General features: G+C 72.5%; 13 protein-coding genes. 10 read left to right on the top strand and 3 right to left on the bottom strand.

Going from position 1 to position 12,433, the window contains the following annotated elements; genetic code table 11:
* Positions 1-97 precede the first annotated feature (97 nt).
* The 3 genes from ACZ37P_RS24405 to ACZ37P_RS24395 all read left to right on the top strand — a co-directional run bounded on the left by ACZ37P_RS24405 (position 98) and on the right by ACZ37P_RS24395 (position 2,495).
* Entirely contained in the window at positions 98-538 is a 441-nt protein-coding gene (locus ACZ37P_RS24405) for an XRE family transcriptional regulator (RefSeq protein ID WP_355340784.1), read from the top strand.
* Between the two features lie 87 nt (positions 539-625).
* Positions 626-1,183: a ParH-like protein gene (locus ACZ37P_RS24400; RefSeq protein ID WP_355340781.1), complete on the top strand. Its 558-nt coding sequence runs from the start codon at positions 626-628 to the stop codon at positions 1,181-1,183.
* Entirely contained in the window at positions 1,176-2,495 is a 1,320-nt protein-coding gene (locus ACZ37P_RS24395) for an MAB_1171c family putative transporter (protein WP_355340778.1), read from the top strand. Before ACZ37P_RS24400 ends, ACZ37P_RS24395 begins: the two co-directional genes overlap by 8 nt.
* A gap of 8 nt (positions 2,496-2,503) precedes the next feature.
* On the opposite strand, the gene ACZ37P_RS24390 is transcribed toward ACZ37P_RS24395, so the two are convergent.
* Positions 2,504-4,363, bottom strand: a complete 1,860-nt coding sequence (locus ACZ37P_RS24390; RefSeq protein WP_355340775.1) for an ATP-binding SpoIIE family protein phosphatase — start codon at positions 4,361-4,363, stop codon at positions 2,504-2,506.
* 235 nt (positions 4,364-4,598) lie between these two features.
* On the opposite strand from ACZ37P_RS24390, the gene ACZ37P_RS24385 reads away from it, so the two are divergent.
* The 3 genes from ACZ37P_RS24385 (at position 4,599) to ACZ37P_RS24375 (ending at position 7,461) form a co-directional block, all read left to right on the top strand.
* Positions 4,599-5,963 (top strand): NAD(P)/FAD-dependent oxidoreductase, encoded by a 1,365-nt coding sequence (locus ACZ37P_RS24385; RefSeq protein ID WP_355340772.1) that lies wholly within the window; start codon positions 4,599-4,601, stop codon positions 5,961-5,963.
* Between the two features lie 98 nt (positions 5,964-6,061).
* Positions 6,062-6,949 (top strand): AraC family transcriptional regulator, encoded by an 888-nt coding sequence (locus tag ACZ37P_RS24380; protein ID WP_467348600.1) that lies wholly within the window; start codon positions 6,062-6,064, stop codon positions 6,947-6,949.
* A 47-nt stretch (positions 6,950-6,996) separates the two neighbouring features.
* Positions 6,997-7,461 carry a VOC family protein gene (locus ACZ37P_RS24375; protein ID WP_391044861.1) on the top strand — a complete coding sequence of 155 codons (465 nt, stop codon included), beginning with the start codon at positions 6,997-6,999 and terminating at the stop codon, positions 7,459-7,461.
* Between the two features lie 12 nt (positions 7,462-7,473).
* Here ACZ37P_RS24375 and ACZ37P_RS24370 read toward each other — a convergent pair whose 3' ends face one another.
* Positions 7,474-7,980 carry a GyrI-like domain-containing protein gene (locus tag ACZ37P_RS24370; protein ID WP_401312615.1) on the bottom strand — a complete coding sequence of 169 codons (507 nt, stop codon included), beginning with the start codon at positions 7,978-7,980 and terminating at the stop codon, positions 7,474-7,476.
* Positions 7,981-8,073: 93 nt separating this feature from the next.
* Between ACZ37P_RS24370 and ACZ37P_RS24365 the strand changes: the two genes are divergently transcribed.
* Positions 8,074-8,868, top strand: a complete 795-nt coding sequence (locus tag ACZ37P_RS24365) for a GNAT family N-acetyltransferase (protein WP_467348598.1) — start codon at positions 8,074-8,076, stop codon at positions 8,866-8,868.
* Positions 8,869-8,937: 69 nt separating this feature from the next.
* Entirely contained in the window at positions 8,938-9,387 is a 450-nt protein-coding gene (locus ACZ37P_RS24360; protein WP_355340757.1) for a MarR family winged helix-turn-helix transcriptional regulator, read from the top strand.
* A gap of 18 nt (positions 9,388-9,405) precedes the next feature.
* Here the strand turns inward: ACZ37P_RS24360 and ACZ37P_RS24355 are convergent, their stop codons facing one another.
* Positions 9,406-10,050, bottom strand: coding sequence for a DNA polymerase ligase N-terminal domain-containing protein (locus tag ACZ37P_RS24355; protein WP_401722278.1), 645 nt, complete (start codon positions 10,048-10,050; stop codon positions 9,406-9,408).
* A 319-nt stretch (positions 10,051-10,369) separates the two neighbouring features.
* On the opposite strand from ACZ37P_RS24355, the gene gndA reads away from it, so the two are divergent.
* Together gndA and ACZ37P_RS24345 are read left to right on the top strand one after the other, a co-directional pair.
* Positions 10,370-11,812, top strand: coding sequence for an NADP-dependent phosphogluconate dehydrogenase (gndA, locus tag ACZ37P_RS24350; RefSeq protein WP_355340753.1), 1,443 nt, complete (start codon positions 10,370-10,372; stop codon positions 11,810-11,812).
* Between the two features lie 82 nt (positions 11,813-11,894).
* Positions 11,895-12,251, top strand: coding sequence for a PRC-barrel domain-containing protein (locus ACZ37P_RS24345; RefSeq protein WP_355340750.1), 357 nt, complete (start codon positions 11,895-11,897; stop codon positions 12,249-12,251).
* Positions 12,252-12,433: the final 182 nt, after the last annotated feature.

Raw genomic sequence — 12,433 nt, 5'->3', positions numbered from 1 at the left:
GCAAGCGGACCATTCCGGCGGCTGTGTGTACCAGCTAGGATGAAGCCGGACACGGGACGAACCCATACTGGCTGCACCGACGAAGGGGAGGCGGGCGATGGGCGAGAACGAGTCGCGGGCCCCCTCCGCGTCGACGCTGGCCGACAAGATCGACGCGCTGTTCCGGGTCGTGCGACGGCCCAACCGTGAGCCGTACAGCCATGAAGAGGTCGCCCGCGCCTGCCGCGAGGCCACCGGCGAGAGCTTCTCCGCGACCTACCTGTGGCAGTTGCGCACGGGCCGTCGCGACAATCCCACCAAACGTCATCTCGAAGCCCTGGCACAGTTCTTCGACGTGCCGGTCGGATACTTCTTCGACGACGAGCAGGGCGCCGCCATCGCCAAGGAGCTTGAGCTGCTCGGCGCGCTGCGCGACGCGGGCGTCCGCAGCATGGCCCTGCGCGCGGTCAACCTCTCCCCTGAGGGCGCGGCCACGATCAGCGACATGATCGATGTGCTCGCCCGCAGGGAGCGTGGCTCTCCCAGCCGCGAACCCTGACAGCGCCTGAAGTGCACGCAGCGCTTGAAGTGCGCGAACTCTTCGGTGAGATCTCGCGGTTCCACCCGGCGGACAAGGGGACAGCGTGTGAGACGTGTGCGACGTGACCGGAGCCGAGCTCTGTGGCACAGATGTCAGCGGACGGTCGACGGGCTCGACCTGCCCAATCCGTTCGACGCGACGGTCTTCATCGGGATGCTCGCGGTCGCCCGCGGCCGTCCGATCGAACTCGTGCCCGTCTCCTCCCGGCCCCACACACCGTGCGGCCTGCTGGTGACCACCGACCACGGCGACTGCATCCTCTACGCCGCCGACACCAGCGCGCTGCACCAGCAGCACATCCTGCTGCACGAGGCGGCCCACCTGGTCTGCGGCCACCACGAGACCGCGCCCGCGGCGTCGGCCGCCGCCCAGGTCCTGTTACCGCACTTATCGTCGTCCCTGGTCCAGCGGGTACTCGGCCGCAGTGTGTACACCGAACCGCAGGAGCAGGAAGCCGAGTTGGTCGCTTCGCTGATCCTGACCCGTACCGCCCGTCCGTTGGGGAACACCGTCCCCGTGCCGCCGCCGCATCCGCAACGAACGCGTCTGGACAGGTTGTTCGGCATACCGGAGGACCGCGCGTCGGGCCGCCGTGATGGCTGATCTCCTGTCGTTCGTCTCCGCCGCGTTCTTCCTGGTCTTCGGTGTCCACCGGCTGGTGATCACCCGCCGACCGTGGTCCGATTCCGCGCAGCGCTACGTCTACGGCTTCGCGCTGTGCCTGGGCTCGGGCATGCTGTTCAACACCCCCGCCCTCACGAAGGCGTTGTCCTCCGACACGACCTTCGACAACCTGGTCAACCTGGGCATCCACGACGTGAAGATGGTCGGTTTCGCCTTCCTCGTCCTGGTGGCGTACGCGCTCAAGTCCCCTGCGGCGGCGGCCCCGCGTGCGGTGCGCCTCCAGATGTGGGCGGCCGGTGCGGTACTGGCCGTCTCCACCGCGCTCTACCTGGTGGCCGACCCCGCCATCGCGGGCGACACGCTGACCGTCTCCTCCGGCCACCGGTGGGCCCTGGCGTCGTACAACGCGCTCTTCGCCCTCTACGGTTCGTGGTGTCTGGCCGTCCTGGCCAGGGAACTCGCCGACCACGCCGCTCGGACCGCCCCCGGGCTGCTGCGTACGGGACTGCGGCTGATGCTGCTCGCCGCCGCGGTCGGCGCGGTGTGGACGCTGTGGGCGCTGGACGATGTCATCGCGGACCTGCGCACCGGCAGCCAAGGCGTCGCCGAGGACGTGGTCTCCTCCGTGCTCGGCGCGGTCACCGCGGCGCTCGCCACCGGAGGAGCCACCACCACGCTGTGGGTCGGCGCGCTCGGCGCCCCCATGCGCTGGCTGCGCGCCTACCGCAGCCACCGGGCGCTGGAGCCGCTGTGGTCGGCGCTGCACAGCGAACTGCCCGAGATCGCCCTCGACCCGTCGGCCGCCGACCGCCGACCGGGCCTGCGGCAGGCCGAATTCGCCCTCTACCGCAGGGTGATCGAGATCCGCGACGGCCATCTCGCGCTGCGCCCGTACTTCGAGTCCGGCGTCACGGCCTGGACCGACGGACGCGGGGGAGACGACGGCAGCGAGGTGACCGGCGGCGACGCGATCGACTGGGCCGACGAGCGCGGCCGTGACCGGCGGGCCGTGCTCGAAGCGGCCACGATCGCGGCGGCGTTGGAGAACAAACGCGCCGGGCGGCTGTGCGAAGGCACCGCCGCTGAGCGGTTCGCGCCCCCCGGCCACACCCCGCCCACGGTCCCCGGCACCGTGGAGGCCGAGGCGGCCTGGCTGCTGGAGGTGACGGCCGCCTTCACCTCGTCCCCCACGGTCGCCGCCGTACGCCACCGCACCCGTACGACCGCCGCAGCCCATACGGCCGGGGTCCGCGCGTCCGAGGCCCGCATGCCCGAAGCCCGCAACGGCTGAGCCGACCCTCAGACGTCCTGTCCCGCGACCCCGTCGGCGTCCTCCGACAGCTCGAACCACACCGTCTTGCCCTCCGACTCCGGCCGTACGCTCCACTGCTCGGACAGGATGTCGAGCAGGACGAGGCCGCGGCCCGAGGACGCCATCTCGCCCGGGGTGCGCTGGTGGGGCAGTTCGTCACCGCTGTCGGAGACCTCGACGCGCAGCGTGCGGTTGCCGGGCTCGCCCGAGATCGAGGCCATCAGGGCCGCCGTCTGGTCGGTGTGCACCAGCACGTTGCCCAGCAGCTCCGACGCGAGGAGCACGGCGGTGTCCACCTGGTCGGGCTGCGCCCAGTCGTGCAGCAGCGCCCGCAGTTCGGAGCGCGCCTCGGCCAGGCCCTCGGCCTCGTCCTGCTCGATCGTGGTCAGGATGCGCCGAACGGGTCGCACGGGGCGCTGGACGCCGGTGTCGCGGCGCAGCATGAGCAGCGCGATGTCGTCCTCGTTGCGCGGGCTCAGCCGCTCCTCGCCGTTCTCGGTCACCGGGCCGACCACGCTCTGGATCAGCCGGTCGGCCATCCCCTCCAGGTCGGAGGTCGGGCCGGGCGACAGCGCGTCCCGCACCCGGTTCCAGCCGGTGTACATGTCGTGCCCGCCGGTCTCGATGAGCCCGTCCGTGCAGAGCATCATGATCTCCCCGGCCTGGAGCTCCAGTACGTTGACCGGGTAGTCGTCCTCGTCCGGCATCAGGCCGAGCGGCAGCCCGCCCCTGATGTGCTTGATCATGCAGGTGCCGTCCGGCATGCGCAGCACGGGGTGCGGATGCCCGGCCCGCGCCACGTGCAGCGTGCCCGCCGCCGGGTCCGCCTCGATGTAGATGCAGGTCGCGAATCTGTCCCCGTCCAGCGAGGTCAGGAAGCGCGACGTCCGCGACAGCACCGCGTCCGGGCCGTGCCCCTCGGCGGCGTACGCGTGCACGGCGGTCCGCAGCTGGGCCATCAGGCTCGCCGCGTGCAGGTCGTGGCCCTGCACGTCGCCGATGACCAGCGCCAGACGGCCCGAGGGCAGGTCGATGATGTCGTACCAGTCACCGCCCACCACCAGCCCGCCGCCGGTCGGCACGTACCGCGAGGTCACGGTCATCCCGCGGTACACCGACGCGCCCCGCCCCATGCTGCTGCGCAGCCCGCGCGACAGGGCCAGCTCCGCCTCGCCGGTGTGCGTCCGCTCCAGGGCGCGGGAGATCAGCCGGGCGAGCGTGACCAGCGTGCTGCGCGTGTCGCTGTCGAAGTCGACGTCGTCCAGGAACGCCACCAGCCACACCCCGGTGATCCGGCCCGTGCTCACCAGCGGCAGGAACGCCCACGACCTGCTGCCCTTGCGGGCCGCGAGCCGCCACGTCGTCGGAAAGCGGTCGCGGTACTCCTCGACCGTGGGCAGATACACCGGGCGGCCGGTGCGCAGCACCTCCGCCGCCGGATAGTCGGTGGTGATCGTCATACGGACGGTCCGGCTGCCGCTGGTCCGGTACCCGTACCGCCCGATCAGGTTCAGCGACCGCTCGGTGACGCCGAACAGGGCGGTGCCGTCCATCGGGAACTCCGGCGAGGTGAGCGACGCCAGAGCCATGAAGACCTCGTCCACGGAGGTCGCCTCGGCCAGGGCGCGGCCCGCCTCCAGCATCCGCACATCACGGTGCCTGCCCGCGTCGGTGGGCGCGCGGGCGGCGCCGTCCCGCTCACCGTCCTCGCCCGGCGCGGGCCTGCGGGTCCTCTCGTGCGGGCCGGTCTCGTTCAGGGCATCGATCTGACGCAGTTCGGCGGCCTGCTCGGCGGCGCGCCCCGCCGTCCGGTCGTCCGCCGGGGGTCCCTCGTCACGATCGTTCATCCACGGCCCCTTCGACTCATCCGCCGTCCCGTCGCTTCGTAGCTTCGTCGTTTTGTCCGCTTGTCGTCCGTACCATGCTCCGTCGAGTCGGCCGTCCGTGCAGCGCGGTGTACGCCGTGACCGGCCGTCCGGCTGGCGGGCCCGCTCGCGCCGTACTAAGACAGGAGGTGTGCCGGACCGCGTTCACGGGGCAGGGGAGCAGACGGACGCGAAGACCTGAGAAGGGACGGATGTCGTGGCACGACCCAGGATTCTCGTGGTAGGCGCCGGTTTCGCAGGAGTGGCGTGCGTACGCCGCCTGGAGCGGTCGCTCGCCGCCGACGAGGCGGACGTCTCACTGGTCACACCGTTCTCGTACCAGCTCTACCTGCCGTTGCTCCCCCAAGTGGCCTCCGGGGTGCTGACCCCGCAGTCCATCGCGGTGTCGCTGCGCCGCAGCAGCAGGCACCGGACCCGGATCATCCCCGGCGGGGCCGTGGGCGTGGACACCAAGGCCAAGGTCTGCGTGATCCGCAAGATAACGGGCGAGATTTTGAACGAGCCGTACGACTACATCGTGCTGGCGCCCGGCAGCGTCACCCGCACCTTCGACATCCCCGGACTGCTGGACAACGCGCGCGGCATGAAGACGCTCGCCGAGGCCGCGTACATCCGCGACCACGTCATAGCGCAGCTCGACCTCGCGGACGCCAGCCAGGACGAGGCCGAGCGGGCCTCCCGGCTCCAGTTCGTGGTGGTCGGCGGCGGCTACGCGGGCACCGAGACCGCCGCCTGCCTCCAGCGGCTGACCAGCAACGCGGCCAAGCGCTACCCGCGCCTCGACCCGAAGCTGATCAAGTGGCACCTGATCGACATCGCCCCGAAGCTGATGCCGGAACTGGGCGACAAGCTGGGCAGGAGCGCGCTGGAGATCCTCGGCAAGCGCGGCATCGAGGTCTCGCTCGGGGTGTCGATCGCGAAGGCGGGACCCGAGGAGGTCACCTTCACCGACGGCAGGGTGCTGCCCTGCCGCACCCTGATCTGGACCGCGGGCGTCGCCGCGAGCCCGCTGGTCGCCACGCTCGACGCCGAGACGGTACGCGGCAGGCTCGCGGTCACCCCCGAGATGACCGTGCCGGGGCTCGACGGCGTCTTCGCGCTGGGCGACGCGGGCGCGCTGCCCGACGTCACGAAGGGCGAGGACGGCGCGATCTGCCCGCCCACCGCGCAGCACGCCATGCGGCAGGGCCGCACGATGGCCGACAACATCCTGGCCACCCTGCGCCACCGGCCGCTCACGCCGTACGCGCACAAGGACCTCGGCCTGGTGGTCGACCTCGGCGGCAAGGACGCGGTCTCCAAGCCGCTTGGCATCGAACTGCGCGGCCTGCCCGCCCAGGCGGTCGCCCGCGGCTACCACTGGTCGGCGCTGCGCACCAACGTCGCCAAGACCCGCGTCATGACCAACTGGCTGCTCAACGCGGTGGCGGGCGACGACTTCGTCCGCACCAACTTCCAGTCCCGCAGCGCCGGCACCCTGCGCGACTTCGAGTACACCGACACGTATCTGACGCGCGAGGAGATCCTGGAGCACACCAGGGGCATGGTCGCGGGCGGCTGACGGCGGCTGACGGCGGCGGTCGCCGGACGTTACGGTCGCCGTACACATCGGGCCGTCGCATACGGCGGGCCGCCGCGTCCGCCGGGAGGACGGAGAGCGTGAGCACGGGTACGGGTACGGAGCCGGTCACCGGCACGGGCGTCGTGGACGAGGCGGTACGCGGCAGGCCCGCGCCCGCCCTGCGCGGCCTGGTCGGCTGGTACTCCGGCTACCGGCAGCGCGGCGTGCCACCGACCAGGCACCGGGGGCTGCCGTCCCCGTACCTGACGCTGATCCTCACGCTCGACGAACCGCTCACCATCGCCGCCCACCCCGACCCGGCGGAACCGCCCGGCGACTTCTCGGCGCTCGTCGGCGGCCTGCACACCGCACCCGCGCTGATCAGCGTGCCCGGCCGCCAGTCCGGCGTGCAGATCGCCCTCGACCCGCTGGGCGCCCGCGTCCTGCTCGGGCTGCCCGCGGGCGCGCTGGCCGGAGCGGATCTCGCCGCGCAGGACGTGCTCGGACCGTCGGTCGCCGACGTCCTGGACCGGCTGCGGGCCGCCCCGGACTGGGCGGGCCGCTTCGCCGTCGTCGACGCCTGGCTACTGGACCGGGCACGCGCCGACCCGCGCGCGGGCGTACGGCTCCATCCGGAGGTACGGCACGCGTGGCGGCTGCTCGCGGCCACCGGCGGCACGATAGGCGTGGCGCGGCTGGCGGCCGAGGTCGGCTGGAGCGACCGGCGGCTGCGGGACCGCTTCGCGGCCGAGGTGGGACTGAGCCCGAAGGCCGCCGCACGGGTGATCCGCTTCGACCGCACCCGCCGCGGCCTGGCCTCCTACGGCGCCGCCGAGGGGCGGCTGGCCAGGATCGCCGTCGACCGCGGCTATTTCGACCAGGCGCACATGGACCGCGAATTCCGGGCCCTGGCGGGCTGCCCGCCGACATTGTGGCTCGCCGAGGAGCGCCGAAACATCCAATCCGGGCACCACCCGTCCGAGTGAGGCTGGACGCGACAGCACACCGGCAGCACTGAGGAGGTCCGATCCCCATGACCGAGAGCACTGGCGACAACCCGGCGCAGGGCGCGAGCGGCGGCGGTTCCGCGCGAGCGAAGACCGCACCGCCGCCCCAGGTCTGGCCCACCCTGCGCGCCCGCGACGCCCGCGGGCTGATCCGCTTCCTCGTGGACGCGTTCGGCTTCGAGGAAACCGCGGTCTACGGCGAGGGCGACACCGTCGCGCACGCCGAACTGGCCTGGCCCGAAGGCGGCGGCATCATGCTCGGCTCGGTCCGCGAGGACCCGGACGGCACCTGGGCCAAGCGGCCCCCCGGCTCCTTCGGCGCCTACGTCGTCACCGCGGACCCCGACGCGCTGCACGCGCGCGCCAAGGCCGCGGGCGCCGAGATCACCGCCGAGCTGTTCGAGACGGACTACGGCTCCCGCGACTTCGCGGCCCGCGACATCGAGGGCAACCACTGGTACTTCGGCACCTATCCGGGCGAGCCGCGATAGGCCCGCGCGGCCTCAGTCGGCCAGTCGGAACTCCAGGTCCGTCTCCCACTTCGCGGTGTCGGGCTGCGAGCGCGGATCGGTGCGGTAGCTCTCCATCCGGCAGCCCCACCGGTCGCCCTCGGCCGTCGGCCTCATGTCCCAGCGCAGCCCCGCCGCCAACGCCCAGTCGAGCAGCAGCGCCGTGGCGCCGACGAGCCCGGCGGGGCTGCCGAGGTGCGTGTACGTCACGAAGCGGCCCGCGGGCAGCACGCCGGAGAACAGGTCGCCGTCGTGCACCACCGCCCCCGCGACGGGCACCCCCGCCTCGACCTCGAGCTGCCTCGCCATGTCGATGACGTTGTACTTGAGGAAGGGCGGCCCGGCGGGCTCCACGCCGAGCGCGGACAGCCGCCCGATGACTTCGGGGATGCGGTGGGCGATGGTGTCGACCGATTCCATGGTGACAAGGGCCCGGACGGCCGCGTACGGGCGAGCGGCGCGGTCGACGATCCGGGGCGGTACGTATCCGGTAGTGGTCATGCCCCGGTAGACCGGCCGCGGACCGCGAACTCATCGCGGGCGCCGTACGGGGTCCGCGAAAACCACTTGCGGGCCTTCGTAGCGTTGGCTCGTATGACGAACAGTGACGGCCTGCTCGCGGCCTATGACGAGCAGATGCGCGGCGCTCCGCCGAACCTCCCCGCCGGGGTCAGGTGCGAGTGGGACGGACCGGTCCTGCGGCTCAGCGGGCAGTACCGCGGCTTCGTGAGCACACCGCCCGGCCTCGGGGTGGAGGGCGCGGAGCTGGACCGGCTGATCGCCCGCCAGCGCGACTTCTTCGCGGCGCGCGGCGAGGCCGTGGAGTGGAAGACCCGCGCGCACGACCGGCCCGCCGACCTGCCCGAGCGGCTGCTCGCGGCCGGCTTCGTGCCCGAGGAGCGGGAGACCGTCGTGATCGGGCGGGCCGAGGAGATGACGGCCGACCCCGTACTGCCGGACGGCGTCGTCCTGCGCCAGGTCACCGCCGACGCCGACCTGCGGCGGATCGCCGCCATGGAGTCGGCCGTGTGGGGCCAGGACTGGGGGTGGCTGGCCGACGACCTGGCCGGCCGGATCGCCGCCGCGCCCACCGAGGTCGTCGTCCTGGTCGCGGAGGCCGACGGCCAGGTCGTCTCGGCGGCCTGGCTGGTGGTCAGGACCGGCACCGACTTCGCCGGGCTGTGGGGCGGCTCGACACTGGAGGCGTGGCGCGGCCGGGGCATCTACCGCGCGCTGGTCGCCGCCCGCGCCAATGTCGCCGCCGCCCGGGGCATCCGCTACCTCCAGGTCGACGCCTCGGACGACAGCGCGCCGATCCTGCGGCGCCTCGGCTTCCACGCCGTGACGACCACGACGCCCTACATCTGGTCGCCCCCGGTCCGGACCTGAGAGCGGGGACGTGCCCGCGGTACGGACTCCCGTGCCGCGCCCGGCCACCGGTCTCTTTACGGTAGGGGTATGGAAGAGAGCACCGAGGACATCTCGCGGACCGCGGTCCAAGCGGCCCACGACCTGCGGGTGACGGTCAGCCGTCTGCTGCGCAGGCTGCGGGAGATCGCCGACACACAGGACCTGACCCCCTCCCAGACCTCGGTGCTCAGCAGGCTGGGCAAGGGCGAGGAGTCCACCGCCAGCGCGCTGGCCGCCGCGGAGGGGGTCCGCCCGCAGTCGATGGCCGTCGCGCTCGGGGCGCTCGAACAGCACGGGTTCATCGAGCGCCACCCCGATCCCCGCGACGGCCGCAGGCAGTTGATCGTGCTCACCGCCGCGGGCCGCGAGCGGGTCCAGGGCAACCGCGTGGCCCGCGAGGAGTGGCTGGCCCGCGCCTTCCAGGACCGCTACACGCCGCAGGAGCGCGAGACGGTCATCGAAGCGCTGGCCCTGATGGAACGCCTCACCCAGCCGTAGTCCGCGCGGCGGCCGTCCTCACGCGGGCCCTGTTCCGTCGGGCCCCGATCCGGCGGGCCCTTCCGGCGGCTCCTCGCGCTCGACCGCCGCGAGGGTGCGGCCGGTCAGGACCGAGCGGGCCCTGCGCGGATCCGGAGTGGTCCCGCGGCCCGGCGTGCTGTGCGCGTCCTTCTTCTTGACCAGCAGCCACGCCGGGTCCGCCGCGTCCCCCTGACCGCCGTCGGCGGCCTGGTGGATCCGGGTCAGCGCGTACGCGCCGAGCAGTTTCGTACCGCGCAGCTCGAAGGAGGCGTGGCCGCGCTCCAGGGCCCGCGCGAACGCCTCGGGGCCGCCGTCCGTCAGCGGGTGGTAGGTGCCGTGGTCCCAGACGATGACGGGCCCCGCGCCGTACTGGCCGCCGGGGATCACGCCCTCGTACTCCCGGTACTCCAGCGGGTGGTCCTCGGTGGGCACCGCGAGCCGTTTGTCGCGCGGGTCGGTGGACGGCCCCCTCGGGACCGCCCAGGACTTCAGCACCCCGTCGACCTCCAGCCGGAAGTCGAAGTGCATCCGGGTCGCGTCATGGATCTGCACGACGAAGGACGGGTCGTCGCCGGGGGCCGCCGTACCGCCCTCGGGCTCGTCGGTGCGGTCGAAGCGCCGCATGCCGCGGTACTTCGCCAGCCGGTCCCGCTCCTGGCCCGTACCCCGGTCGGCGCCCTGGCCCGCTTCCTCGTCGTCGCCCGAGCCCGTGCCCGTCCTCGCGTTGCTGTTCGCGTCGGTGTCGGCGTCCGCCACGACGGCTCCTCTCCGTACGGCCCGCTTCTGCCATCATCGGGCAGCCGGAGCGACCCGGCCCGGCCGGAGCGGTCCGCACGGGTGGCTGTCGGCCGCCGGAAGAGGCAGGCTCGACAGTGGGGCCACGGGAAGCGCACGGCCCCGGCCACCGTTGCACGGCAGGAAGACGTACGCAGACGCACACCAACAAGTGTGGAGACATCGCATGAGCGGATCGGCGGACATCGGCGTCACCGGGCTGGCAGTGATGGGCAGCAATCTCGCCCGGAACTTCGCCCGCCACGGCTTCACCGTGGCCTTGCACAACCGCACCACCGCCAAGACGAACGCCCTGGTGGAGCAGTTCGGCGACGAGGGCACCTTCATCGCCGCGCAGTCCGCGCAGGAGTTCGTCGCGGCCCTGGAACGGCCGCGGCGGCTGGTCATCATGGTCAAGGCCGGTGAGGCCACCGACGCGGTGATCCAGGAATTCGCGCCGCTGCTGGAGTCGGGCGACGTGATCATCGACGGCGGCAACGCGCACTTCGCCGACACCCGCCGCCGCGAGAAGGAACTGCGCGAGCAGGGCATCCACTTCGTCGGCACCGGTATCTCCGGCGGCGAGGAGGGCGCGCTCAACGGCCCGTCGATCATGCCCGGCGGGTCCGCCGAGTCCTACGAGTCGCTCGGCCCGCTGCTGGAGCGGATCGCCGCCAAGGCCGAGGACGGCACGCCCTGCACGACGCACATCGGCCCCGACGGCGCCGGCCACTTCGTGAAGATGGTGCACAACGGCATCGAGTACGCCGACATGCAGCTCATCGCCGAGGCGTACCACCTGCTGCGCGAGGTCGCCGGTTACTCGCCCGAGCAGATCGCCGAGACCTTCAAGACCTGGAACACCGGGCGCCTGGACTCGTACCTGATCGAGATCACCGCGCAGGTGCTCGCGCACACCGACGCGGCCACCGGCAAGCCCTTCGTGGACGTCGTCGCCGACCAGGCGGAGCAGAAGGGCACCGGCCGCTGGACCGTACAGATCGCCCTCGACCTGGGCGTCCCCGTCTCCGGCATCGCCGAGGCGGTCTTCGCCCGCTCCCTGTCGGGCCACGGCGAGCTGCGGGCCGCCTCCCGCGACCTGCCGGGCCCCTCGGGTGCGGTACTCGGCGAGGCCGAGGCCGCCGCCTTCGCCGACCGCGTGGAGCAGGCGCTGTACGCGTCCAAGATCGTCTCGTACACGCAGGGATTCCACCAGATCCAGGCGGGCAGCCAGACCTACGACTGGGACATCGACCTGGGCGCGGTCGCGTCGATCTGGCGCGGCGGCTGCATCATCAGGGCCGCCTTCCTCGACCGGATCAAGGAGGCGTACGACAGCCGCCCCGACCTGCCGAGCCTGCTGTCCGACAAGCAGTTCGCCGAGGAGATCGGCGCGGCGCAGGACGACTGGCGGTCGGTCGTGGCGACCGCGGTGGGCCACGGCGTGCCCACGCCCGGTTTCTCCGCGGCGCTGGCGTACTACGACGCGCTGCGCGCCGAGCGGCTGCCCGCTGCGCTCACGCAGGGTCAGCGCGACTTCTTCGGCGCGCACACCTACCGGCGCACCGACCGCGAGGGCTCTTTCCACACGTTGTGGGGCGGCGACCGCTCGGAGGTGAGCACGGATTGACCCGACTGCCACGTGCGTGTGGCGCGTGGACCGGGGCACAAGGAAAGTGAACGGGTACAGCACGTCACCAGGAGGACTCGTCATGATCAAGCCCGCTGATCTCCGCGAATGGCGCGACCACGACGTGGTCGACGCAGAGGGACACAAGATCGGCTCCCTCGAAGCGGTGTATGTGGACACCGGCACGGACGAGCCGCTGATGGTCACGGTCCAGATCGGCCTGCCCACCAGGCACCGGCTCACCTTCACGCCCGTCACGGACGTGATCGTGGGCCCCGGATGGGTGAAGGTCCCGTACGACAAGGCATTGGTGAAGTCGGCCCCCTCGATCGGCACGGACGACGTCCTGCCCGTCGAGGACGAGGAGGCGATCTTCCAGCACTACGGTCTGCCGTACAAGCCGACCGGCGACGGCGTGCGTCTGCTCGCCCGACGCTGACGGCGCGTTCGCTGACAGCGCGCGAGCACTGACGGGCACACCCGTTCCCGCACCACCGCCCGTGAGAGAACAACCGAGTGGGGGGGGGGGGGGGGGGGGGGGGGGGGAGAGAAGGGGGGGGGGGGGGGGGGGGCCAAACGGGGACGAGGGTGGGCGGGGGGGGGGCCAACCGCGGGGCGTGG

This window comes from Streptomyces sp. NPDC024632, assembly GCF_055559175.1.
The sequence above is the reverse complement of the archived record's forward strand: the minus strand, read 5'-3'. Positions and strand labels throughout refer to the sequence as shown.